Genomic DNA, 26,228 nt, shown 5'->3' on the forward strand with positions numbered 1-26,228 from the left:
AATTAGGTGTATTTAAAACGAATTGAGATAGCTGGCTTTAAATCATTTGCTGATCGAACAGTCATTGATTTTGAAAACAGTGTGACAGCTGTCGTAGGACCAAATGGAAGTGGAAAAAGCAACATCACCGAAGCGATTCGTTGGGTATTAGGTGAGCAATCGGCCAAAAATCTACGTGGCGGAAAAATGCCAGATATTATTTTTGCCGGTTCAGACTCGCGTAAGCCATTAAATATCGCAGAAGTTACCGTTGTTTTAGACAATACAGATAACTATCTACCCGTAGATTACAGCGAGATTAGTGTCACACGTCGCTTACGTCGGAGTGGAGAAAGTGATTTTTTCTTAAATAAACAAAGTTGTCGTTTAAGAGACATTCAAGAATTATTTATGGACTCTGGCTTAGGGAAGGAGTCCTTTTCCATTATTTCACAAGGGAAAGTGGAAGCAATTTTTAGTAGTAAGCCAGAAGATCGTCGCGGGATTTTTGAAGAAGCAGCCGGTGTATTAAAGTATAAACAACGTAAAAGACAAGCAGAGCAAAAATTATTTGAAACGGAAGATAATTTAAGTCGTGTACAAGACATTGTTTATGAACTGGAAGACCAGCTCGCGCCATTGGAAGAGCAAAGTAAAACAGCAAAGCTTTACCTGGAATTAAAAGAACAATTTACGCAAGTGGATGTTGCGTATACTGTAGCAGAAATGAAGGAAGCAAAAGCCGTTTGGGATGATACGCAAGCCCAATTTGACCAATTGAATGAACAATTAGAAACAATTGCGCAGTCAATTCATGCGGAAGAAACCCAATTACAGGCATGGCGCTTGCGTCGAAGTACCTTAGACCAAACGCTAGAAGATGGTAATCAGAAGCATTTACGCGTAGTCGAAGCGTTAAAACAAGCAGAAGGGCAACAAGAAGTTTTGTTGGAACGCTCAAAGCATACGCAAAAAAGTAGCCAAGAATACCAAGAGAATTTTGAAGAAGTTTCTGAAAAAATCAGCGAGTTAGAAGAAGACAAAACGCAGTTGATTACGGAATTGTCACAAAAAAATGGACAAGTCCAACAGATGGAAAAACGTATTACGGAAGCGGAAGCTGAATTGTCGAAATATCAAAAATCAACCAAAGAAGTCATCGCTGAATTGCGTGGACAATACGTTGACGCGATGCAAGAACAAGCTAATATTGGGAATGAATTAAAATATTTAGATCGACAATACCAGCAAGAAATGGCGAAAAACCAAAATGGATTGGCCAAACAACAAACAATTAGTGCCGATGTGACAGCCAAAGAGCAACAACTAAAACAGTTGACACAAGAACTAACAACAGCGCAACAACAATTAACCGAACAACGTAGCACTTACGTTCAAACCAAAGAAAAAATTCAATTGAATCAACAACATTTTGCAGAAGCCCAAAAGAAAATGTATCAGTTAATGAATGATTTGCAGCAAGTGAAAGCTCGTCAAAAGAGTTTGCAAGACATTCAAGATAATTATACGGGGTTTTATCAAGGTGTTCGTCTAGTCTTGCAACATAAACAAGAGCTAGCGGGCATTGTAGGTGCAGTTGCAGAACTAATTGAAGTGCCTAACACGTATGCTTTAGCTATTGAAACAGCATTAGGTGGCGCAGCGCAACACATTGTCGTTGAAAATGAACGTGACGCTCGAACAGGAATTACGTTTTTAAAACAACATCGAGGTGGTCGTGCGACCTTTTTACCAATGACGACGATTAAATCACGGATTATTTCTGAAGCAGTCCGCCGTCAAGCTGAAACAGTCACCGGCTTTGTGGGTGTTGCTAGCGAATTAGTGACGTATCCTGAGAACGTGCAAATGATTATTGAAAATTTATTAGGTCCCATTTTAATTGCCGAAGATTTAGAAAGTGCCAACGCCTTAGCTCGTACGTTACACTACCGTTATCGAATAGTTTCTTTAGATGGTGATGTGATGAATGCAGGTGGTTCAATGACTGGTGGCGCAACCAAACGAGGCAATCAAAGTAATTTGTTTGGTCAAACGAATGAATTAAATCAATTAAAAGAACAAGCCGAACAACTAGATCAACGTTTACAAGTGACTGAAAAGCAAGTCCGACAATTTGAGCTGGCAGCAAATGAAGCCCAAGCTCGTTTGGAAGAATTACGTGAGATAGGCGAAACAGCACGAATCAAAGAACAAGAGCTGTTAAACAAACAACAACATGTTCAAACCGAACTGGAACGTTTGAAAAAAGAACAACAGATTTTTGCTTTTGAAAACCGCGAAGTTCAAGCATTTTTCGAAGATTATGATGAGCAAAAAGACGAGTTGACAGCACGCCAAGCAACGGTTGAAAAACAATTGACGACAATCAATGCGGAAATTCAAGAATTAGGCGCCCAAGAAGACTTAATTGAAGAAAAACGTGCCAATCTTAGTCAAGAACTAACCACCTTGAAAGCAGAATTTGCTGTTAATAAAGAACAAGCGAGTCATCTGCAACAAAAAATTGTCGCAATTAATCAAACAATTGAGGAACAAACCATACGTCAACAATCACTGGAACGACAAATTGCCGCTTTATCAATGGACTTTTCTGATCATGAAATGACCGAAGAATCTTTACAAAAACAAGTAGACAAGCTACGAGCAAGCAAAGCAACCCTACAGGAAGAATTGCAAGCAACACGCGAAGAGCGCTATCGTCTCCAACAAGAAATCACCAATAAAGATGAGCAATTGAGCCAATTAAATATTGAGCAAAAAGAAACGATGAGTTTAAAAACCAAAGTTGAAGTAGAAAAAAATCGAGCGGAGATTTTGCTTGATAATCGTCTGCATTATTTGCAAGAAGAGTATCATTTAACATTTGAAGCAGCCGAATTTAAATATCCAGCTGTCGAAAAAAGTGCTGAAATGAAGCAAGAAATTCAAGGCTTACGTCGCCGAATTGATAACTTAGGACCTGTTAACTTAAATGCAATTGAGTTATACCAACAAGTCAAAGAACGCCATGAATTTTTAACGAGTCAACGCGATGATTTATTAGCGGCAAAAGATCAATTATTTGATACAATGTCAGAAATGGACGAAGAAGTAAAAACACGCTTTAAAGAAGTATTCGAAGGCATTCGTCAGAAATTTAAAGTCGTTTTTCCCAATATGTTTGGTGGCGGACGTGCTGAATTAGTTTTAACAGATCCAACCGACTTATTAAATACCGGCATTGAAATTGAAGCCCAACCACCAGGAAAGAAACTACAAAATCTAAGCTTACTTTCTGGTGGTGAACGAGCCTTAACAGCGATTGCTTTGCTTTTTTCTATTATTCAAGTGCGACCAGTGCCGTTTTGTGTATTAGATGAAGTAGAAGCCGCGCTTGATGAAGCCAATGTCATGCGTTTTGGTCATTATTTACAAACCTTCCAAAACGACACGCAGTTTATTGTCGTTACTCACCGCAAAGGGACGATGGAAGCGGCCAATGTATTATATGGTGTGACAATGGAAGAATCGGGTGTATCAAAAATTGTTTCAGTACGTCTAGAAGATGTGACTGATGATGGGAAAATTACAACAGCGTAGAAGGAGATACTGATGATTAAGTTAATTGCAATTGATTTAGATGGAACGTTACTTGATGGAAAAAAACGTATTTCAGAGCGTAATAAACAAGCCTTACAGCAAGCGAAAGCACAAGGTATCAAAGTTGTCTTGTGTACGGGTCGTCCTTTACGTGCGATTGAACCGTTTTTACACGAGTTAGAGTTACAAGATGAGGGAGATTATAGCATCACTTTTAATGGCGGGTTAGTCCAAAAAAATGATACAGGTGAAGTGATGGAACGCGCAACATTGGAAGTATCTGATGTTCAATCGCTCGTTGCTTTAGCCGAAGAATTAGATTTACCGATGGATGTATTATCACATGATACGGTGATTATTTTAGATCCGTCAAAAAATCATAAAACGTTGTATCCAGAGTTGTCACCATTATTGCATCGTGAAACAGCGAAAGTAGCCGAATTACCAGCAGACCGATTGTATAATAAAGTGGTCGTTGGGTATCATAAAGACTATCTTGATGAGCAAATTCAAAAAATTCCCGCTACTGTCCGTGAGCAATATGAAGTCATTAAAACACGTGACAATTTATTGGAATTTATGCCAAAAGGAATTACCAAAGCATATGGTATTTCTTTACTGGCAAAAGATTTAGGCATTGAGCAAGAAGAGGTAATGTGTATTGGTGATGAAGAAAATGATTTACCAATGATTGAATATGCCGGAATTGGTGTAGCGATGGCAAATGCGATTCCACGCGTGAAAGAGATTGCGGATGTTGTGACCGATTCAAATGAAGAAGACGGCGTTGCTAAAGTCGTTGAAAAATACGTATTACGATAAGGAGTGAAAAAATATGGGGTTATTTGATAAGATTAAGAGCGCCTTTATTCGTGACAAAGAAAAAGAGCAAGAATCAGAAGTTGAAGAAATTGAAGAAGTTGATCAAGTCGAAGAAGACGCTGAGGATCTCGTGGTTGAAGAGACTCAAGAAATAACGGAAACAGAAATCGAAGAAGCTGAAGTCGAAGAAGTTGAGGCGACTATCGAGGAAGTTACGGAAGTTGTCCCAGAACCAATTGAAATCAGTGAAGAAGAAATATCAGAAGTGACAGCGTCTGAACCAGTTTCAGAATCGATTGACACGCAAGAAAAATACAACAAAGGTTTAGCAAAAACTCGTAAAACATTTAAACAACGGATGAATGAATTGTTTGCTAACTTCCGTTCAGTAGACGAAGATTTCTTTGAAGAAGTCGAAGAAACGTTGATTGGTGCCGATGTTGGTTTCGAAACGTCGATGAGAATTGCTGATGAATTACGCCAAGAGGTGAAGTTACGGAATGCTAAAAAACCAGCAGCCGTTCAAAATGCAATTATCGAAAAACTAGTCGATTTATACGAAGAAGAAGGCTTAAATGAAGTCAATGAATTAAATCTACAAACAAATGGCTTATCTGTTTTCTTATTTGTCGGTGTAAATGGGGTAGGTAAAACGACAAGTATTGGGAAATTAGCCAATCAATATCGCTTAGAAGGCAAAAAAGTTCTATTAGCAGCCGCGGATACGTTCCGAGCTGGGGCGATTGATCAGTTGGTTGTGTGGGGCGAACGCGCACAAGTCGAAGTTGTCCGTGGCAAAGCTGGTGGTGACCCGGCAGCAGTTGTGTTTGATGCGATGCAACGTGCCAAAGAAGAGCATGCCGATGTTTTATTAGTGGATACGGCTGGTCGTTTGCAGAACAAAGTGAACTTGATGAACGAATTAGATAAAATCAAACGGATTATTCAACGAGTTGACCCAGAAGCACCTCATGAGGTATTGCTTGTTTTGGATGCAACAACGGGACAAAATGCAATGACACAAGCCAAACAATTCAAAGAAACAACGGATGTGACTGGTTTAGTTTTAACCAAACTAGATGGCACAGCAAAAGGTGGAATTGTGTTAGCTATTCGTAATGAATTGCACTTGCCAGTAAAACTTGTGGGTCTAGGGGAAGGCATTGACGACTTAGAGCCATTTAACCCGAATGATTTTGTTGTCGGTTTATTCAAAGAACTTTTACAAGAAGAATATTGAGAAAAAGACAGCTGAAGATTCGGCTGTCTTTTTTGCTTGAAAATTTTTAGAAAAAGAGACAAAAAGTAAGCAAGTCTTTTCAGTTGTTGATATAATACGGATAATACCTTGTTTGAAAGAAGGGAAACTTACTGATGAATATTCAACAAATTTTAGAAAAACAAGAACTCCAACCGTATTTATTAAAAGTCCGTTATGGAATGGAGAAAGAAAGTCAACGTGTGACCGTAACAGGTGATTTAGTTACGACAGATTATCCGAATACTTTGGGGAATCGCACACACCATCCCTATATTCAGACGGATTTTGCTGAGACACAAATGGAATTGATTACACCTGTGACAGAAAGCATTCCAGAACTATTTCGCTATTTAGCAGCTATTCACGATGTTACGTATCGTTCAATGAATAATGAAGAAATGTTGTGGCCATTAAGCATGCCACCAGCATTACCAGAAAAAGATGAAGACATTATCATCGCAAAATTGGAAAATTTTGAAGATGTTTTATATCGTCGCTATTTGGCAAAGACGTATGGTCGTCGTAAACAGATGGTCAGTGGTATTCATTTTAATTTTGAATTTGGAGATGCGTTAATCAGAAAATTATTTGAAGCACAAAAGGAAGTAACCGATTATCAACAATTTAAAACTGACATTTATTTAAAAGTAACACGCAATTATTTACACTATCGTTGGTTAATCACGTATTTCTTTGGAGCAACACCCACTAGTGAAGCTCGTTATTTCGTTGATGAAAAAGGACCAAATGAGCCCGTACGCAGCATTCGGAACAGTGTCTACGGTTATAAAAACCATGAAGATGTACAAGTCACTTATGCGACGATTCAAGATTATTTAGCCGATATTGACCGCATGGTAGAAGAGGGCAAATTATCAGAAGAAAAAGAATTTTATGCACCAGTTCGTTTGCGTGGCGGGAAAAAAGTTGCTGATTTAGCCTCAGCGGGTATCCGTTATATTGAATTACGAAATATCGATTTAAATCCTTTTGAAAAATACGGTATTAGCGAACTGCAAGTGGAATTTTTACATGTCTTTTTACTCTTCCTATTGTGGAAAGATGAAGGCAACGATGCCGATGAATGGGTAGCACAAGGAGACGAAAAAGAAAAAATCGTTTCTTTAGAACATCCACTTCAACCTACTATTTTTATCGAAGAAGCCCGTGAATTGCTTGCTGAATTTGCTGCATTTATTGATAAATTAGCCCTTCCTGTATCAGAAAATTTACTTGCTGATTTGGAAGAACAACTGGATGATCCTGCAAAAACCCTAGCTGGGAAATTATATCTAGCTAGTCAACAAACGAGTCAAAAAGAATTAGCAGTCACTCATGGCAAACAATATCATGACTATGCGTGGGAACGTCCTTATCAATTAGCTGGTTTCCGTGAAATGGAATTGTCGACACAAATTTTACTTTTTGACGCGATTCAAAAAGGCATTCAAGTCGAAGTGCTTGATGAAAGCGACCAATTCCTGAAATTAAAAGTAGGCGATAAGGTTGAATACGTCAAAAATGCCAACATGACGAGTAAAGATAACTATATCGTGCCGTTAATTATGGCAAATAAAACCGTTACTAAAAAAGTTTTAGCCAATGCGGGCTACCGTGTGCCCGCTGGTCGTGAATTTGATGACAAAGCAACTGCTTTGCAAGGCTATGCTGAATTTGCTGAGCAAGGTTTTGTCGTAAAACCGAAAACAACAAATTATGGGCTAGGCATTTCTATTTTTAAAGAAGGAGCTTCCTTTGAAGATTATCAAGAAGCAGTGGATATTGCTTTTTCAGAAGATCATTCAATTTTAGTTGAAGAATTTTTACCTGGTACGGAATATCGTTTCTTTGTGTTAGATGGTGAAACGAAGGCCATCATGCTTCGTGTCCCAGCCAACGTCCAAGGGGATGGTATTCATACTATTACTGAATTAGTAGCAAAGAAAAATGAAGACCCATTGCGTGGAACAGATCACCGGGCACCATTGGAATTGATTCAACTAGGAAATATTGAAAAGTTGATGTTAAAAGCGCAAGGCTACACCGTGGATTCGATTCCACAAGCAGGAACAATCGTGTATCTACGCGAAAATTCCAATATTAGTACGGGTGGCGACTCCATTGATATGACGAAAGAGATTCCAGAAGATTATCAAAAGGTTGCGGCAGCAGCAGTCGAGGCGTTAGGTGCAGTGATTTGCGGGATTGATTTAATTATTCCTGATAAAAATCGTCCAGCAGATGAGCCCGGAGCGTACGGTATTATTGAAGCAAACTTTAATCCAGCGATGCACATGCATATGTATTCGTATCAAGGCCAAAGTCGTCGTTTAACGATGGATGTCTTAAATTTATTATTTCCTGAAGTAATGTAAAAAAGTCGGTCGTTCATCTGCTCATGAACGATCGACTTTTTATTGTGTGTCATTTTCACCGTTATTCTTTAAACTGGCTTTGATGAAGCTGTGCATATAGTCCATTCTGTTGAAGTAATTCCGCATGATTACCTTGTTCAACAATCGTGCCTTGGGCCATGACTAAAATTAAATCGGCTTTTTCAATGGTTGATAGACGATGAGCAATCACAAAGCTCGTTCGATTTTCAGTTATGCGTTGCATAGCTGTTTGGATTTCGACTTCTGTACGCGTATCTACGCTGGATGTTGCTTCATCTAAAATAACCACTGGCGGATTGGCTAAAATCACTCGAGCAATCGTTAATAATTGTTGTTGCCCTTGTGATAGGGAGCCATTCTCACTAGAAATGATTGTGTCATAGCCCTCTGGTAACGTTCGAATAAAGTGGTCACATTGTGCCATTTTGGCAACGTCGATGATTTCTTCTCGTGTCGCTTCTTTTTTGCCATAAGCAATATTCTCCGCGACAGTGCCTTCAAATAACCAAGTATTTTGAAGAACCATTCCAAACATAGAGCGTAATTCTTTACGAGATAATGTTGTAATATCATGACCGTCAAACATAATTTTACCACCGTTAATTTCATAAAAACGCATCAGTAAATTGACCAAAGTTGTTTTACCCGCACCAGTTGGACCTACAATCGCAATCATTTTATTCGGTTGGGCTTCAAAACTGATATCGTTCATTAATAATTTATCTGGCGTATAACCAAATTGGACATGTTCAAAGGTGATTTGACCTTGCGGATATTTCAGTTTATTTGTATGGTTACTGTCAGGGATTTCTTCTGGTTGGTCTAAAATCACTAACACTCGGTCCAAGGATGCCATGGCGCTTTGAATGGCATTAATGACATAAGAAAAATTAGTGATAGGCTCAGACACTTGATTCACGTATTGAAGATAAGCTTGAATAATCCCGATGGTCATCGATCCTTGAATGACCATACCCGCACCAAGAATGGCACTGACAATAAAAGCGAGTTGGTTAATGAAACGAACCGCAGGATAAATCGCAAAGTCAAAAAATTGTGAATTTTGAAAGGCTTGTGCATGCTGTCTATTTGTTTTATCAAGCATGTCAGCTGTCAATTGTTGATTGTGGAAGGCTTTTATTTCTAAATTCCCAGAGAAAAATTCTTCAACTTGATTGTTTAAATTTCCTAATTCAACTTGATTTTTATCCGCTAAAATTTTGTTTTTATTGGCAATCCAGCCTGTTACCAGCGTAGCTAGAGCAATAACCAACAAGATAATCCCGGTTAATTTCAAATCTATATAAAACAACATTGCTAGACCTAAGGAAATATTGACAACCGAAGAAAATAACTGATTAATTCCTGTTAGAAGCACTTCAGAAATGCGGTTAATATCATTCGTTGTACGACTTAGAATATCTCCTACTTGATGTGTATCAAAAAAGGACATCGGGAGCACTTTAAATTTTTGTGAGATTTCTTTTCGTAAACGTAAGGTGATTTGCTCACTGAGCGAGGCCATCATCTTTTCTTGCAAATAAGAAAAAATCGCACTGATAATCGCAATTCCTAGCAAAATAAGCACAGGGAAGCCCAAGACCCCTTTGATTGTCGAAAAAGTTAGCGTGCTCGATGCGCGTTGAATCGTCGCTAATAAATTATCAATGGCAACAGCCATAATTAACGGCATCACTGTCACCAGAGTATTACTAATTAAACTACAAATAGCTAAAAGATAGAAATATTTCCGTTCTGGCTTAATAAAAGTAACGAAGCGTTTAAAACTCCCATGTTTTTGAGTCATCTCCATCTGAGTTTCCTCCTTTAAAATCTATTCCCTGAGAAAATGCGAATTCTTGATAGGTTTGATTGTTTTTTAACAACTCTTCATGTGTTCCTTGACCAACAATCCGACCTTCATCTAGAACAATAATTCGGTCGGCATCTTTAATCGTACTTAATCGTTGTGCGACAATTAAAAAAGTTGCTTCAGGCATCTGCGTTGCTAAAGAATGACGTAATAAAGCGTCTGTTTGATAGTCAAGAGCTGAAAAACTGTCGTCAAAAATATAAAGTTGTGCTGGTTTGACTAACGCTCTAGCAATACTCAAGCGTTGTTTTTGACCCCCAGAAAAATTTGTTCCTCCTTGGGCAACAAAACTATGAATACCTTGATCTTGCTGAGACACGAAGTCTGTGGCTTGAGCAATTTCCAGAGCCTGCGCCATCATTTCATCTGTAGCAGAAGCGTAGCCCATTTTTAAATTACTGGCGATTGTGCCACTAAAAAGAAAGGCTTTTTGTGGGACGTAGCTAATTTTATGAATTAAGTCGGCTTGCGGAATCGTTTTTAACTCTTGTCCGTCAATAAGTATGTGTCCTTTTTGAATCGTAGTTAAATGGAGTAGGACTTTCGCAATGGTACTTTTACCTGAACCAGTGCCGCCGACAATCGCTGTGGTTTTTCCTTTCAAAATATCAAAAGAAATATCATTTAACACAGGTTCAGCACCGTTATAAGCGAAAGTTACGTGTTGAAAACGGACAAAAGGCGCACCCTCTTGGATAGAAGGTGCTGCTGAATCTGCCTGTGTGATTATTTCTGGTGTTGTTTCCAGCACCTCATTCACCCGATTCAGAGAAGCCAAGGAACGAGGCAGAGTGACAATCACCATTGCCGCCACAATTAGATAAGCTAAGGTCAGGACAGAATATTCAATCACCGCAGTCACAACACCAATTTGCAACTGTCCACTGCCGACTAGAAGACCACCAAACCAAATAATTAAAGAAAAAACCAAACCCATTAATAAATAAGCAATTGGAGTTAAGAAGGCAAAAATTTTATTCACCCGAATCATGCTATCTGCATAATCTGTAAAACGTTGATTGAGTTTTGTTTCTTCTACATGTTGCTTATCAAATGCTCGAATCATCATCATGCCGTTGAAAAATTCTCTAAGTTTCACCATCATTTTATCTAAACGAATTTGAATTTCGCGGGATAATGGTAAGCCTTTTTTCAATAAATAGTTCACGGAAAGCAAATATAAGACAATCGCCAAAAGAGGAATGCTAGCTAATTTAGGTGAATGAATCGCTGTCATCACTACGGCGAATAGACAAATAATAGGAGCTGGAATAATCAACTGTAATGCCATTACCATCGAACGTTGAATATTGGTCACGTCGTTCATCATTCGAGTTAATAAGCTTGAGATATTAAACGATTCCACATCTTGAATCGATAACAGTTGAATTTTATGATAAAAATTACGTCTTAGTTCATAGCCGTATAAGGCAGCTAATCGGGCAGATAAATAACTACCGTAAATCGCCGCAGCACTACCAGCTAACGCGACAGCTAGCATTTGCCCCCCGATTTTCATCACTAAGGAATAATTGTTGGAAGCAATACCACTATCGATAAGCTCACCAATTAAAAAAGGAACAGCTAACGTTCCTAACACTTGAATAATTAAACTGAGTAGGGTTAAAAGACTCAATTTTTTGTTTTTTGAAAAAAATAATATTAGATGTTTCATTGTGAGTACTCTCTTTCTTTTTAGTAATTGCTTGAAAATCAGGAAATAAATCAAGCAGGAGGAGCGTTTCAAGAATCGCAAGTTTTATTCTAAACCTTCAAGTAGCTTGAATGTCAATGAGAAAAGTTTTATCATTGTACTAAAAAGAAAAAGGCGGTGCATTATGGAAGAAAAAACCTATACCATCGGAGAAATCGCAAAATTATTTCAAATCCCCACATCAACCATTCGTTACTGGGAAGAAAAGGAAATCTTTTCTGCGAAGCGCAATGATGAAAATGATTATCGAGAATATACTATTCAAACGATTATTGAATTATTAGATGTCGTTTTCTATCGCAATCTAAATATTCCGATTCAAAAAATGAAAAATTTTAATCGCTTGCGCCCAGAAGAAATCTATTCGCTTTTGGAAGATACCGAAGTCGAGGTTCAACAAGAATTACAACATCTCAAAAAAAAGTTTCGCGGCATTGCTCGCAGAAAAGAACAACTAGAAAGCTTATTTCATTTACAAGAGAAACAATATGAAAAAGAACCCATAAATATAAAAAAAATTGTGCCGTTTGACCTTCTAAATGCCGAAGATATGCAAATTCAATTGCAACAACTAGCTAATTTTGTTTTGTATAAGGAAAAAGAAGAGGAATTATTTCAAATGGGGTTAGCTGTAAGTGGGGAGTCGTCTAAGAAGGAAATTTGGAAAAGTGAACCGAAACAAACACCTCTTTATGTGACGTGTTTATTAACCTGTGATGCCGAAAACTTTGATTCAAATAATTTTATTGAACATAAAAATGCTATGAACGCACAAGGTTTTTCGATTAAAGGCGTAATTGCTAGTTATTTAGCTACTGCCTCTGAAGGAAATGGAAAAACCATGGATTATTATAAAGCTTGGTTAGAAATTGTTCCTTTATAATCAACCATAAAAAGAAAGCCGAATGCTTGAGCATTCGGCTTTCTTTTTTAGTCAATATCTAAAGACATTGTTTGTTTGCTGTCATCAACGTGCAACCCTGTTAATTGTTCCCACCACAATTTCATATCTTTTTCATAGGTTGTCGGGAAAATTTGCACAATGTCAATTAATGGTCGGTTTTGCAAGGTAGTGTTTGGATAATTTAAAAGCAAGTTATGTTTCAATTCACTCAATAAACTATAATATTGAAACATTAAGAAATTCATTTCTTCAGGATCTTCTTCAAGCAAGACTTTTGGTGCACGATCAAGCATGAAACCAAAGCTACGCATCATAAACATAATACCGTCTAAATGTTCAGGTTCAATTAAGGACGTGTCTTTTAATAAATCAATGTGGATATCAAGTGCAGTAACCAATTCCTTTTTTAATTCATTGTATGATGGTGTGGACATAACCAATTCCTCCTTTTAACGAAAAAGTTTGTGCCAAAATGTTTCTTTCTTCGGTGCTGCTTGTTTTTGGCTAGGGGCAACAGTAACTTTTTTTTCTATATCAATGGTTTGTTCGTTGACTGCTGTTTTAGCAACAACCAGTAAACCAATCCTGTCGTTTTGATAAGGGTCTGCTGTAGCGACAACAGTGAACGGCAGATTCGCTTGCATGGCTAATTGAATATACGTCTGTTGAACTGTTTCTGGTACTTTTCCGTTAATTAAAATCTTGCTGTTGGGATACTCTTTCAGATGTTTACGGAGATAGTCTTCATTTTGTTGCTTGGTCATTTGGGAAATGGTCATACTAAGATAGCAACGCTCACGAAAGGTACCTAAATATTTTCGTTGCTCATCGGGTTTGAGTAATGGCACGCCGTAGAGACCATTATCCAGGTGTTTTTGAAGTTCGTCGGTCATCATCATCCTCCTAAGCATTTAGTTTCGTCTATTATAACATAGAACCTAAAAATAAGTTGTTTTATTCACAAGCAGTTGTACCTTTTATAAAATACGTTATAATAGAGAAATTACCAAGGAGGCGAGCACATGGAACAAATAGAAAATCATTATGTCGTTTTTGCAGAAAATCAAGTGTTGGAGACGGAGCGTTTATGCTTACGTCCGCTAACTTTAGCCGATGCGAAAGATATGTTTGAATATGCGAGCGATGAAGAAACGACAACTTTTGTTTTCCCCACTCATCAAACAATTGAAGAAACACGAACCATTATTGCGTCTGTTTTCATGGCTGATCCATTTGGAAAATTTGCGCTAGAGCTGAAAGAAAATCATAAAATGATTGGGACGATTGATTTACGAGTAAATATAAAAGAAGGTACTGCTGAAATCGGTTATACCCTTAATAAAACTTATTGGGGACAAGGCTTGGTTCCTGAAGCAGCGCATGTTCTGTTAGCTTTAGGTTTTGAAAAACTCCAGTTGATCCGAATTTTTGCAGTCCATGATTTAAAAAATCCTAAATCTGGTCGTGTGATGGAAAAAATTGGCATGACGAAAGAAAGCACAATTTATGAAGCAAAAAAAATTTATGGCAAAGTGAGTGATATAGTGACATATGGTATCACGAAAAGTCAGTGGCAAAAGGCCAAAGAACAGTAGAAGCGTAATCTACCCAAGAAGACTCATTTTGACGTATACTTATAGTAAGGAACTGGAATTTTACCAGTGCTTAACAAAGAAAGGGGCGACAAAAATGAAACTGCAGGTAACAAGAGAAGCTCAAGAAAAAATGAATGCGATTCGTCAAGAAGGTGACCGTATTTTATTAGACTTTGAAGACGCCATTGGACCATTTGTAGAAGCAGGTGCCTCTTGTCAGTTATATCCTAATTTTCGCGTATTATTTGTACCAAAAGAGTTTCCTGAGTCAGAACTAGCTGTTTATGATGACCGTGTAGAGACGGAACTAGGAATAGTTTACATCAAATCAACTTCTGAGCGCTATTTAGATAATGAAACAAAAATCAGTATTGAATCTGCCTATCAACGGATGCAACTAGTCTCTGATAGTGGGGTGTTAGCTGCCAACGTACCGATGAAACGAATTGAGTTAAAAGAAGGAAAAATAAATGAACAAATTAGCTATCGTAACGGATCTTCATGCTGATATCAACCATCTAAGCATAGAGAATTTAGCCCAATTACGTAATTATTTAAAAGAGCAGCAGATTTCGCATTTGCATTTAGCCGGTGACACCGCAAATAAAGTAGACCGCGCTTTGGCAGTAGTGGATTTCTTTAATGAAGCAATGCCTACGACGTTTCATTGGGGCAATCATGAAATGGCGGATATTGCGCAAGAACAAGATTTTGAGGATTTTGCGAATCCATTCTTTTTAAATTTTAAGACCTTAGATTTATCGGAACAAAAAATTTTAATAGGTGTAAACGGTTGGTACGATTATCAATTTTCAGATATGGAAGATACACAAGAAATCATTCGCTTAAAGAATTTGTTTTGGTATGATCGCATGATTCAACGTCAAGGAACGGATCCAGAAATTAGCCAACGCGTTTGCGAGCGTTTGTATCAAGTCTTAACTACCATTCCTAAAGACAAACAAATTGTTTTAGCTACACATTTTGTGCCGCAAGAAAATTTTATCGTACAACACACAGGCAAATATGCTCGTTGGAATCATTTGAATGCTTTTTTAGGTTCAAAAGCATTTGGTGAAACGCTCAATGAATTTACTAATATCGAACACGTTATTTTTGGACATACGCATCGTCGTTTTGGTAGCCAATTAATCGGGGCAACCAATTACCATTGCCGCCCGTTTGGTTATTATTTTGAATGGCAATTAACGAGAGAGTTTGTTTTAAATAATCAATTGGCAGAAGTCTTTAATCCAACTAAAATGCGCGGCGTGTTGAGAAAAAATCAAGATGATTTTAATCGCTACAAAGAAAGTCATTTATTAGAAGAGTTTCAACGGAGTTTAACAGTAATTGAGTATTAAAAAAGAAACACTAGAATCAGAGTTGGCTAAGATTCTAGTGTTTCTTTGTGGTATACTAGACATAAAAAAATTTGAATTTTCTTGAAATTCAAGGATGAATGAATCGAAAGGAGTAATTATGCGTGGATATTTAAAAAATAGTGCGCTTATTTTTATTGTAGCATTTAATTTACGTCTAGGAATTTCTAGTGTGCCACCAGTGATGAACCAAATCAAAGCTAGTTTAGCGATCAGCAATGTTCAAGCGAGTCTGCTACCGAGTATTCCCGTTTTTTGTATGGGATTATTTGCATTTGGCATTGGACGTGTCCAACAAATTTTTGGACGACGACAGAGTATTTTTTTACTTTTACTCATTTTAGGCTTGGCTACCTTAAGTCGCATGCTTTTTTCAGGATATATTGGTTTAGTGAGTACAGCATTTATTATTGGCTTTTCAGTAGCGATTATTGGACCATTAGTATCGGGTTTTATTAAAGAAGAATTTCCTAATCATGCAGGTTTATTAATCGGGGTTTATTCCTTAGCTATGGGCTTAGGGTCAGTGGTTGCCTCCGGAATGGTCCCTCAAATGACAAGTTGGTTTGAAGGAGAGTGGGCCAATGCTTTGGGCATTTGGGGAGTGTTGGCAGTAGTGATTGCTGTTTTGTGGCTTGTTTTTTCACCGAAAGAAAAACAAGATGAAACGATTCAAACTGTGACTGCTGTAAAATTTCCATTAGCAAATTTACAAGCTTGGAAAATGGTGGCTTTTTTCGCCTTACAATCGGGCATGTTTTATAGTATTTTAACGTGGATTGCAGAATTTTTCCGCAATACTGTCGTTTTATCCAATCACAGTGTTTTTTTATTAACAGCATTTACTACAGTGCAAATGACTTGCAGTTTTTTGATTCCTGCATTAATGGATCGGACAGGAAATCCGAAGTTTTGGATATATTTGTGTTCGGTGGCAATGCTTAGCGGTGCTTTTTTTCTATCCATTTCCAATCTAAGCGCGGCTATGCTTGCTGTTTGCTTCTTTGCGATAGGTACAGGTGGCTATTTCCCAATTGCTATGTTATTACCCTTAACTTATACAAAGACCCCAAGCGAAGCGAGTGTGTGGACGGGAATGATTCAGGCTTTTGGTTATATGATTGGTGGTCAAGTGCCAGTTCTACTAGGTTGGTTAATTGATACGAGTGGAAACTATCATATGCTATTTTACATGATTGTAGCAAACAGTATATTATTAGCAATCATCGGGCGAAATATTTTAAAAAAACAAAAAATTTGAGGAGAAATTCTCTGTTTTTTTGTTTCTTTGAGAAGAGCTTGCGAGAAGGCTTTGTTATTTGATAAAATGAAAACGGTTGTTTAAAAATGTGGGGTTTAAAGGGGTTTGTGTAATGGAAGTCGAAATCAAAAAATTAGCGTATCAATCGGTGCGAGGTTACTGTTTTATACCTGAGAAAAGTCGTCGTGGCGTAGTCATTACGTTAGGTACGGCAGAAGGAGAATGTCTCTTTGAACAAGCCTATCAAATTGCCGAAAAAGGTTACCGTGTTTTAGCGATTTATTACTTTGGCAAAGAATCTTTACCTCCCAAATTGGCGCATGTACCGTTAGAGTTTTTTTCACATGTCATTCAATTTGCAGAACAATTTGAGGCTTCTTATCCACTGACAATTGTCGGTGCATCACGTGGTGCAGAATTAGCCTTTATCTTAGCAAACCATTTCCAAGTGGTATCTAATCTTGTGTTAGTAGCTCCAACAGCATTTATTTATCCCGGAGAAGATTATCAACCAGCTTGGACTTTACATGGCAAACCGTTACCTACTATCCGCTTTACTTGGCGGATGAAACTCAAAGAATACTTCGGGAAAAGTTCATTATTAAAAGAAATGTTTGACTATGAATTTACAGCGAATCGTCAAGTGCCAGAAGCTAGAATTGACAGCTCCACTTTCAAAGGAAATCTCTTACTTTTTTCAGGAAAAGAAGATTTATTTTGGCCCAGTGCGCAAATGGGCCAGATGTTGGCAACGAATGCCATTCGTGCTAAATCAGTCGAACATTACGTCTATGAAGAAGCCGGACATCTTTTCTCCACTAAACGAATGCAAGGTGGAACCAATGACGGCAATTTATATGCGACCTATTCCATGAATGAACTAATAGAAAAGAAATTGGCCAAGTGGCATGTATGATAAAAAGTAGGTGGAAAAATGTACGTGTTATTATCCAAACAATTACCTCTACGTATTAAACGAGTTTGGCGTAAAACTATTTTTGTAACGACTAGCATTCTGCTAGTGGGTATTGTTAGTTGTGGGTTTATTTTAAACTGGCTAGATTTTTGGAATAACTATTGGTTGATTGCTAGTGTTAGTGGTGTCAGTCTTATTATGATTCACACCATTATCAGCTTGATTCTGATACCATATCGTTATACTTTTAATCGCTATGAAATTACGAATGAAGATTTGGCTTTTCAAAAGGGCTATTTTTTTCGCTCGACAACTTTTGTACCGATTAATCGTATTCAACATATAGAAACAGAGCAAGGTCCATTTTTACGAAAAGAAAACTTGATTGAATTAAGAATTCATACTGCAGCAACTACTCATCATATTGCAGGATTAGACATTGAAGAAGCGCAAGAATTAAGAAATCAAATTATTGCATTGGTAAAGGTGGCAAAAGAAGATGTCTAAAAAGCAACGTTATCACCCACTTTCATGGATTATAGAGTTCTTTCAGCAATTAAAAAATTTCGTTGTACCAATTATTTTAGCGTTAGTCGGTTGGCGTGAAGTATCCTTGATTTATTTAAGTATAGGATTGTTTGTATTAATAAGTGGAGTTGCTAGTTTACAATATGCAACTCGTTATTATCAATTGACCACCGATTCATTAATTGTTTATACAGGAGTTTTGAATAAAAAAGAGACAGTTATTCCCTATGAGCGTATCCAGACGCTTAAGCAACAACAATGGTTTTTCTTTAAACCATTCCATGTGGTTCGTATAACGATTGAAACAGCTGGCGGAAGTAGTACAGAGGCAGAAGCGATTTTAACTGCTGTTCCAGAAACAGTCGTTCAACAATTAGAAGAACTGCGCCATCAGCAGAGAGAAGCAAGGAAAATAAATGTTTACGAGGTAACAACTAGTCAAATTTTAGTATTTAGTTTAACAAATCTAAGTATTTTTGCTACCTTTTTTGCAATTCTAGCTTTTGTCGATCAGATTATACCTGCTAGTTGGTCAACGTGGTTATTGACAGTAGGAGAACAATTTTTGCAAGCAGGCTGGCTAATGTTACTTCTTGTTGGGTGTAGTGTGTTGCTTTTAGTGTCAGCATTATCTATCATCAGACACATGATTTTTTATTATCGCTTTCGTGTGACACGCCAACCAGAGACACTAACCCTTGAAAGGGGCTTGTTGGAACGTAAAACACAAAAAATTCCTTTAACTAAAATTCAAGGTCTGCAAATTAATCAGCAAGTATTACGTAAACTATTTGGATTAGTTTCAGTTGAGCTGTTACTTGCTAGTGGACAAGAAGAAGACGATGAACTAAAGCAAGTGTTTTTACTACCCATTGTTCACGAAAAAGAAGTTTCTCAAGTGTTACGTACACTTTTACCAGAATGGCAGTTTCCAAATGCAGAATTACATTATACTTCTCGGAATAAAACATGGTATTTTTTACGAATCCCATTGATGATTTTAATTCCTATCATTGTCGGAGTATTTTTCATTCGACCGTGGTTAAGTATAATTGGTCTTCTTCTTTTCATAAGTTGGTTACTGATTGAGATGGTAACTAGTTATTATCAAGGCTATGTGATAATTAATCAACAGCTTTGTATCCAACAGTATTTCTTTTTTACAAAAATCCAAACTTTTGTAAAACGTGCAAAAATTCAAGCACTATACGAGGAAACAAGTAAATGGTTATATTTAAAAGAAATTTATCATGTTCGTTTATTTATCAAAGCGAATACGTCAGCAGCGAGTCTGCGTTTGCGTTATATTGACAAAGAGGATCTTTCTAAAATCAAAGCGTTCTATCAGAAAAAATAGCAAATGTCATCTTAATAACTTGACAGCCCTCCCTTTTTTTAGAGAAAATAAAAAGAAAAGGGAGGTTTTCTTATGACAAACATTCTTTTTCAAGTTCCAAGTGTTTTTCTAATGGTATTATTTTTAGGTTGTTTATGGATGATTTCCAGTTCTGCGGATCGTATGATCGATCAAGCATTGGAAATTAGCCGTAAACTTCAGATTTCAGAAATTGCTACCGGTGCGACAATTGTTGCATTTGGAACTGTCATAACCGAGCTAGCGACAACTATTGTAGCTATCAATCAGCATAGTCCTGATATTGCAGTGGGCAATGCGATGGGATCAATGGTTACTAATCTAAGTATTATTGTCGGTATTGGAGCATTGACAGGTGTTGTTCCTATTTCTCGTTTAGTCACTTACAAAACACTCTTTTTCAGTAGTTTAGCTATCTTAGTCTTTCTACTTACTTTTCTTTCACCAACTTCTCAATTACCGCGAATAGCGGGCATCTTCTTTTTACTTTTAACACCCCTATATCTATGGTTTACCTTTAAAACGAAAGCGGCGACTGAGACGCACACTGCAGCTTCTTCTAATTTTTTTCTATCCTTGTTTAAATTATGTTTCTTTATCGCTTTAATTAGTTTAGGAGCAGGGATTATTGTCCCGATTATTGACATTTTAGCGCAACGTTTTAGTCTATCAGAAGGAATTATTTCCGCAACTGTCATTGCTTTTGTGACAAATGCTCCAGAACTGTCAACAATGTATCATGCGACGAAAAAAGGAGCTGGGGATTTAGCAGTCGGTAATGTGATTGGTGCGAACATTTTAAATATTTTGGTTGTTTTAGGTATTGGTAGTATTTTAGCAGATGGTTTATATTTCTCACCGGAAAATTTTTATCTACAATTTCCTAGTTTATTACTCATTGTGCTGATTTTCCTAGCCTTTATCTTCAATTCAAATAAACATCAGATTAGTAAAAAAGAAGGCATCGTGTTAATTATGAGTTACGCTATCTACATTCTTGCCAGTTTATTCTTATTGTAAAGGAAGACATTTGTTGAAACGAATTTACTTGCGCTATAATGGTAAAATGTAGAAGGAGGAAAAATATCCATGTTTACCGAAAAAAGTTTTGCAGTCTTTGAAATTGAGGGATTAGATGAACGAATGGCCGCAATTCGTGCAGAAATTCAACCGATTTTTCAAGAATTAAATGAATATTTTAAAGAAAACTTAGCACCCGAAATGAATGACGAACTCTTTATTCATATCGCTCAGCATCGTCGCCGTAGCGTCCATCCACCAGAAAATACTTGGTCAGCAATTAGTCGTAAGAAACGTGGCTACAAGATGGAAGCTCATTTTCAATTAGGTATTTTCCCAGAGTATGTCTTTATGTGGTTGTCGTTGATTGATCAACCTAAAGGAAAAGAAGAAATGGCAGAGCGTTTGCTTGAACATCCTGAATGGTGGAATAATCTGCCAGAAGATATGGTTATAAACACAGACCATACGATTTGTGCGTATGAACCGTTAACTACTGAATCGATGGAAAAAGCCTTGCAGCGATTGAAGAAAGTGAAAAAAAGTGAATTACAAATTGGTCGTGTCATTCCCAAAGAAAGTTCCTTATGGCAAAATCCAGATCAAGCACAAGCATATATGTTAGAGACCTATCATTTATTATTAGAAATGAACAAGGGATTACAGATAGAATAAAAAGAAGCGTCGAGCATTTCTCGTACGCTTCTTTTTGTGAGAATTTCTAAAAATAAATGCGAAGAAAGCTACTGTTGTTACTAGGATAAGTTATGAAAAAAATTATAAATGGCTTGGATTACTGGATTCGAGAAAGCAACTAAAAGCAAAGTTGTTCCATATTGGAAAAAATAGTTGGAATATAACAAGAAGAGATTAGAATATATTTTTTTCACAAAGTTTTCATTAATTGATGTCAAATAACCCTCTTTATTAAAAAATGGATAGAATGATTAAAATTAGAGGTACAAATTAATAAATAATTATTAAAAAAAGTTGACGGCTAAAAAAAAGTTCTGTATCATTTTCTCAATACTTGATTTAATTTTCTGACAATTCCCGAATGTAAAGGGATTACAGAGGACAATTGAGTAAAAAAGAAAAAATGGAGGAGTGTACATGAAAAAAAGTAAAGTTTTGACAGCTCTTTTAGTTAGTACGTTTGTACTTGGTGCATGCGGCAACGGAGGGGATAAAAAAGAGGGTAGTTCTGGGGGAGATAGTGAGTTAGTTAGAGAATACAATAATGTATTTGCGACTGATTTGGAAACACTAGATTATACGTTTTCTTCACGTAAAACAAATAGTGATCACTATACGAACTTTGTTGAAGGCTTGTTAGAAAATGATCGCTATGGCAATTTGGTTCCTGCAATGGCTGAATCATGGGAAGTTAGCGAAGATGGCTTAACTTATACGTACCATATCCGTGAAGGTGTCCAATGGATGGATAGCGAAGGTAACGAATACGGTGCAGAAGTCACAGCACATGATTTTGTTACTGGTCTAAAACATGCGGTTGATAGTAATTCTGAAACATTGTACATCGTAGCCGATAGTATCAAAGGTTTAGCTGAGTATATTGACGGAAAAACGGATGATTTTTCTACAGTTGGTGTAAAAGCTGTGGATGACTATACTTTAGAATATACATTGAATCAACCAGAATCTTACTGGAATTCCAAAACAACTTATGGCACATTATATCCAATTAACGAAGAATTCTTAACATCTAAAGGGGATGACTTTGGAAAACCTCAACCAGATGGAATTCTTTACAATGGACCATTTATCTTAGTAAATAACACAGCAAAATCTGTGATTGAATATGAAAAAAATGAAAGCTATTGGGATTTAGATAATGTTCACATTGATTCAGTCAAATGGACATTTAATGATGGTAGTGATCCTGATGGTTTATTTAAAGCCTATCAAGATGGCACGTTGACAGCTGCTCGTGTTTATCCAAACTCAGCAGGTTATAAAGATGTTGTAGCAGAGTATCCCGATGCTATTACATGGTCAGATACAGGTGGTTCTACCTTTAATATGACGTTTAACTTTAACCGTGGTACATTTGATGCAACGTCAAAAACAACGGATAAAGAAAAAGAAGACACACAAAAAGCGATTCGTAATCGCAATTTCCGTTTAGCTATGCTTTTTGGATTTGATAAAACTGCATACAATGCTCAAAATGTTGGAGAAGAAGGCGCATCAAGAAGTTTACGTAATACTTTAGTGCCAACTGAATTTGTTTCAATTGATGGTAAACCTTATGGAGAAACTGTTGAAGAGAAACTAAAAGCACTTGATTCCGAAGCGTTTGGTGATATTGATTTAGCAGAAGGCCAAGATGCTTATTACAATGCTGAAAAAGCGAAAAAATATATGGACTTAGCAAAATCTGAATTAGAAGCAGATGGCGTAGAATTTCCAATTCACTTAGACTTCCCACAATTAGAAACACGTGAAACAAACGTGAATATGGCGAAATCATTGAAACAAACAGTTGAAGCTGCTTTAGGCAAAGACAATGTTGTTATTGATATTCAATTGTTAAATCAAGATAAATATTTAGCGGCGACTTATCAAGCAACTACTGGTGAAGCTGGCGACTTTGATATTTCTAATGCCTCTGGTTGGGGACCTGACTATGTTGACCCATCTACTTACTTGAATATTTATAATTCTCGTACAGGAGAAAATATGAAAAATCTTGGTTTAGAAGGTTCAGAAGTAATTCAAGGTGAAGATCCATCTAAAGATGCCAAAGAAAGTATTAACTTAAGTGAATACGATGCTTTATTAGATAAAGCGGCAGCAATTACTGATAATACGAATGAACGTTATACAGATTATGCAGATGCGGAAGCTTGGTTATTAAATAATGTCCTACAAATTCCAATTTATGCAGATGAAGGTGTGCCTCGTATCACAAATGCTGTACCTTATACTAAACCAGATGGTTGGGCAGGAATTGCAGCCGATAAATTGAAATACATTGAACTTCAAGATAGCGCAGTGACTGTGGAACAATATGACAAAGCACGCGCTGACTGGGAAGCAGAAAAAGAAAAATCAAAAGAAACAGCAGAATAGTTTAGAACAAGTAAAAAAGGCTTTTTAGCCTTTTTTGCTTACATATTTAGAAAGTAGGGGAAGTAATTTGAAGCGATACCTTTTATTTAGGATATTACGATCAATCCTCAGTATTTTCCTAGTCACAACACTAACGTATACAATTATCTATTCGTTAGTTCCTCGTAGAGCTGTCTTTCAAGATGATGTTCAATACGGGAAATTAAAAGGAAAACCTGATGAATTAGCAGAATATGAAAATACAGCGTTCAGTAAGATGGGATATATTGAATATTACAATTCAAAAAAATTAGTTGATACTGTGAAAAAAGAACATCCAGAAGTTTCTGGAGAACCAACAGCAGAAAATCAACAAATTTTAGAAGAATGGACAAAAGAAAATGGGTGGGATTTAAAACAATTCCCGCTTAATAAAACGTACTATGCTACGAAAGATGTTCCTTTACCAAAACGTGTGTATCGTTTTTATGCCAATATGCTACAAATTGATCATCCATGGAAGGTGCAAGATCCAGATAATCCGGATATGAAACGCTCCCTACGTATTACGAACGATGAATTGGCAGGCTGGGCTTTAGTTGGTTCAGGTACGCAATATAAATATCAAATCTATTTTGATAAACAATTTCCGTATATTCATCAAAATATCGTGCACTTAGACTTAGGGATTTCTTACCCTACCTTTGCTGGTCGTAATGTAACAGAAGTGATTGGCGGTGGACAAGGAAAATCAGACAGCCAAGAAGTGACCTTTGCAAATGGTAAGACTTCTCGTTCTTCTGTTGATGTTTATTCAAGACAATATCAAATGACGAGCCAATTGTCAGAAAGAGACAAACAATTGTATGGTGATAATTATGCACATACAGATAAAAATTACCGAGATCCATCAATGATTGGAATTTCATTCAGAATGGGTGTTATTGCGGTATTGCTTGCTTATGGAATTGGAATTCCTTTGGCAATGTTTATGGCTCGTTTTAAAGGGAAATTACCAGATAAAATGGGAATTGGATTGGTCACTGTGTTAATTTCAGTACCAAGCTTAGCCTTTATCTACTTCTTCCGCTTTATCGGTAGTCGTTTATTTAATCTCCCAGATTCATTCCCGACATTTGGTGCCGGAGATATTCGTTCTTATATATTACCAACAGTTATTTTAGGGTTATTATCGATTTCAAATATTATTATTTGGATTCGTCGTTATATGATTGATCAACAATCCGCAGATTATGTAAAATTTGCCAAAGCAAAAGGATTGAATTCACGCGAAATTGCGCGCAAACATATCTTTAAAAATGCTGCAATTCCAATTGTTAACCAAATTCCAATGAGTATTATTGGTGCTATTACTGGAGCAACAATGACTGAAACAATTTTTGCTGCACCTGGTATGGGTAAAATGTTACCCGATGCCATTCAAGCGCATAATAATCCAGTTGTAATGGCGATTGTTTTTGTCTTTACCACTGTCGCAGTTACCTCTGTATTGATTGGTGATTTAGCAATGGCGATGGTTGACCCAAGAATTAATTTAGCAGAAGGAGGGAAATAACCGTGGAAACTTCAGAAAAGAAAATCAATGACGGCTTTACTTTTGTTTCAACTGATTCCCTGACTTCGGAAAAGATTGATACACCAACATATTCTTATTGGCGTTCAGTAGGAAGAAAGTTTTTTTCTAGTAAGGTAGCTATTGCAATGCTCATTTTAATGGTGGCTATTTTATTAATGGCATTTATTCAACCTATGTTTAGTGGGTATGACTTTATGAACGTAGATGATATTAATGACTTTTCAAAACGATACAATCCACCAAGCATGCAAGAATGGTTTGGTACAGATAAAAACGGAATGTCTTTATTTGATGCTGTCTGGGCAGGGGCTAAAACATCGATTTCAATCAGTGTGTTAGCAACCTTAATTACCACAGTGATTGGTGTGGTTGTTGGCGCAATTTGGGGCACGTCTAAAAAAATCGACCGGGTTATGTTAGAAGTGTACAACGTTATTACTAACGTACCGCAATTATTAATTATCATGGTACTATCGTATACGTTTGGTAGTGGTTTTTGGAACTTGATTTTTGCGATGTGTGTTACAGGATGGCTTAACACAGCTTATTTCATTCGTGTTCAAGTAATGATTATGCGTGATCGAGAATATAACTTAGCGTCCAAAACATTAGGTACACCATCTATGCGAATGATTGTCCGTAATATCTTACCGTATTTAACATCGATTATTGTGACGAATGTCTCACAGTCATTGCCAGCGTTTATTTCTTATGAAACGTTCTTATCCTTCTTAGGTGTTGGTTTAAGTGCTGACGTTCCATCATTAGGTAAATTAATTTCAGAATACACAAATAACATGAGCAACTACCCGTATCTATTTTGGATTCCAGTTACTGTTTTGGCCTTAGTTTCTGTTTCTCTTTACATTGTTGGACAGACATTGGCGGATGCTGCTGATCCAAGAACACATATGTAAGGAGGCACAC

Annotated in this window: 21 protein-coding genes; 17 read left to right on the forward strand and 4 right to left on the reverse strand. The window is 36.9% G+C overall.

Annotated features, from left to right (window positions below):
- Positions 1 to 6: 6 nt before the first annotated feature.
- From smc to gshAB, 4 genes are all read left to right on the forward strand, one after another.
- Positions 7 to 3,582 (forward strand): chromosome segregation protein SMC, encoded by a 3,576-nt coding sequence (gene smc, locus DOK78_RS03785; protein ID WP_207942178.1) that lies wholly within the window; start codon positions 7 to 9, stop codon positions 3,580 to 3,582.
- Between the two features lie 12 nt (positions 3,583 to 3,594).
- Positions 3,595 to 4,404, forward strand: a complete 810-nt coding sequence (locus tag DOK78_RS03790; protein WP_207942177.1) for a Cof-type HAD-IIB family hydrolase — start codon at positions 3,595 to 3,597, stop codon at positions 4,402 to 4,404.
- A gap of 13 nt (positions 4,405 to 4,417) precedes the next feature.
- On the forward strand, positions 4,418 to 5,644 hold the full coding sequence (ftsY, locus tag DOK78_RS03795; protein WP_207942176.1) for a signal recognition particle-docking protein FtsY: 1,227 nt from the start codon (positions 4,418 to 4,420) through the stop codon (positions 5,642 to 5,644).
- A 134-nt stretch (positions 5,645 to 5,778) separates the two neighbouring features.
- Entirely contained in the window at positions 5,779 to 8,040 is a 2,262-nt protein-coding gene (gene gshAB / locus DOK78_RS03800; RefSeq protein WP_207942175.1) for a bifunctional glutamate--cysteine ligase GshA/glutathione synthetase GshB, read from the forward strand.
- Between the two features lie 61 nt (positions 8,041 to 8,101).
- Here the strand turns inward: gshAB and DOK78_RS03805 are convergent, their stop codons facing one another.
- Complete coding sequence (locus tag DOK78_RS03805; RefSeq protein ID WP_207942174.1) at positions 8,102 to 9,874, reverse strand: ABC transporter ATP-binding protein; 1,773 nt, start codon at positions 9,872 to 9,874, stop codon at positions 8,102 to 8,104.
- The gene (locus DOK78_RS03810; protein ID WP_207942173.1) at positions 9,843 to 11,609 is read right to left on the reverse strand and encodes an ABC transporter ATP-binding protein; all 1,767 of its coding nucleotides are present in this window, start codon (positions 11,607 to 11,609) and stop codon (positions 9,843 to 9,845) included. The genes DOK78_RS03805 and DOK78_RS03810 overlap by 32 nt, the downstream gene beginning before the upstream one ends.
- Before the next feature lie 163 nt (positions 11,610 to 11,772).
- On the opposite strand from DOK78_RS03810, the gene DOK78_RS03815 reads away from it, so the two are divergent.
- Positions 11,773 to 12,531 carry a MerR family transcriptional regulator gene (locus tag DOK78_RS03815; RefSeq protein WP_207942172.1) on the forward strand — a complete coding sequence of 253 codons (759 nt, stop codon included), beginning with the start codon at positions 11,773 to 11,775 and terminating at the stop codon, positions 12,529 to 12,531.
- A 47-nt stretch (positions 12,532 to 12,578) separates the two neighbouring features.
- Here DOK78_RS03815 and DOK78_RS03820 read toward each other — a convergent pair whose 3' ends face one another.
- Entirely contained in the window at positions 12,579 to 12,986 is a 408-nt protein-coding gene (locus DOK78_RS03820; protein WP_207942171.1) for a hypothetical protein, read from the reverse strand.
- Between the two features lie 15 nt (positions 12,987 to 13,001).
- Positions 13,002 to 13,448: a YueI family protein gene (locus tag DOK78_RS03825; RefSeq protein ID WP_207942309.1), complete on the reverse strand. Its 447-nt coding sequence runs from the start codon at positions 13,446 to 13,448 to the stop codon at positions 13,002 to 13,004.
- Between the two features lie 126 nt (positions 13,449 to 13,574).
- On the opposite strand from DOK78_RS03825, the gene DOK78_RS03830 reads away from it, so the two are divergent.
- The 12 genes from DOK78_RS03830 to oppC all read left to right on the forward strand — a co-directional run bounded on the left by DOK78_RS03830 (position 13,575) and on the right by oppC (position 26,218).
- Complete coding sequence (locus tag DOK78_RS03830) at positions 13,575 to 14,147, forward strand: GNAT family N-acetyltransferase (RefSeq protein WP_207942170.1); 573 nt, start codon at positions 13,575 to 13,577, stop codon at positions 14,145 to 14,147.
- Positions 14,148 to 14,241: 94 nt separating this feature from the next.
- Entirely contained in the window at positions 14,242 to 14,655 is a 414-nt protein-coding gene (locus DOK78_RS03835; protein WP_207942169.1) for an iron-sulfur cluster biosynthesis family protein, read from the forward strand.
- Positions 14,618 to 15,511, forward strand: a complete 894-nt coding sequence (locus DOK78_RS03840) for a metallophosphoesterase (RefSeq protein ID WP_207942168.1) — start codon at positions 14,618 to 14,620, stop codon at positions 15,509 to 15,511. Before DOK78_RS03835 ends, DOK78_RS03840 begins: the two co-directional genes overlap by 38 nt.
- Positions 15,512 to 15,629: 118 nt before the next feature.
- Complete coding sequence (locus DOK78_RS03845) at positions 15,630 to 16,790, forward strand: CynX/NimT family MFS transporter (protein ID WP_207942167.1); 1,161 nt, start codon at positions 15,630 to 15,632, stop codon at positions 16,788 to 16,790.
- A gap of 112 nt (positions 16,791 to 16,902) precedes the next feature.
- Entirely contained in the window at positions 16,903 to 17,706 is an 804-nt protein-coding gene (locus DOK78_RS03850; protein ID WP_207942166.1) for an acyl-CoA thioester hydrolase/BAAT C-terminal domain-containing protein, read from the forward strand.
- An 18-nt stretch (positions 17,707 to 17,724) separates the two neighbouring features.
- Positions 17,725 to 18,213 (forward strand): PH domain-containing protein, encoded by a 489-nt coding sequence (locus tag DOK78_RS03855; RefSeq protein ID WP_207942165.1) that lies wholly within the window; start codon positions 17,725 to 17,727, stop codon positions 18,211 to 18,213.
- Positions 18,206 to 19,591: a PH domain-containing protein gene (locus DOK78_RS03860; protein WP_207942164.1), complete on the forward strand. Its 1,386-nt coding sequence runs from the start codon at positions 18,206 to 18,208 to the stop codon at positions 19,589 to 19,591. The genes DOK78_RS03855 and DOK78_RS03860 overlap by 8 nt, the downstream gene beginning before the upstream one ends.
- A 72-nt stretch (positions 19,592 to 19,663) precedes the next feature.
- Positions 19,664 to 20,629, forward strand: coding sequence for a sodium:calcium antiporter (locus tag DOK78_RS03865; protein ID WP_207942163.1), 966 nt, complete (start codon positions 19,664 to 19,666; stop codon positions 20,627 to 20,629).
- Positions 20,630 to 20,698: 69 nt separating this feature from the next.
- Positions 20,699 to 21,304, forward strand: coding sequence for a DUF1054 domain-containing protein (locus DOK78_RS03870; protein WP_207942162.1), 606 nt, complete (start codon positions 20,699 to 20,701; stop codon positions 21,302 to 21,304).
- 438 nt (positions 21,305 to 21,742) lie between these two features.
- A complete protein-coding gene (locus DOK78_RS03875) occupies positions 21,743 to 23,725 on the forward strand; it encodes a peptide ABC transporter substrate-binding protein (RefSeq protein ID WP_207942161.1) in 1,983 nt (660 codons plus the stop codon).
- A gap of 67 nt (positions 23,726 to 23,792) precedes the next feature.
- The gene (locus DOK78_RS03880) at positions 23,793 to 25,280 is read left to right on the forward strand and encodes an ABC transporter permease (protein WP_207942160.1); all 1,488 of its coding nucleotides are present in this window, start codon (positions 23,793 to 23,795) and stop codon (positions 25,278 to 25,280) included.
- Positions 25,281 to 25,282: 2 nt separating this feature from the next.
- Positions 25,283 to 26,218 carry an oligopeptide ABC transporter permease OppC gene (gene oppC, locus DOK78_RS03885; protein ID WP_207942159.1) on the forward strand — a complete coding sequence of 312 codons (936 nt, stop codon included), beginning with the start codon at positions 25,283 to 25,285 and terminating at the stop codon, positions 26,216 to 26,218.
- The last annotated feature ends 10 nt before the right edge of the window (positions 26,219 to 26,228 follow it).

It is taken from the genome of Enterococcus sp. DIV2402 (genome assembly GCF_017426705.2).
Lineage (GTDB): Bacteria > Bacillota > Bacilli > Lactobacillales > Enterococcaceae > Enterococcus_F > Enterococcus_F lowellii.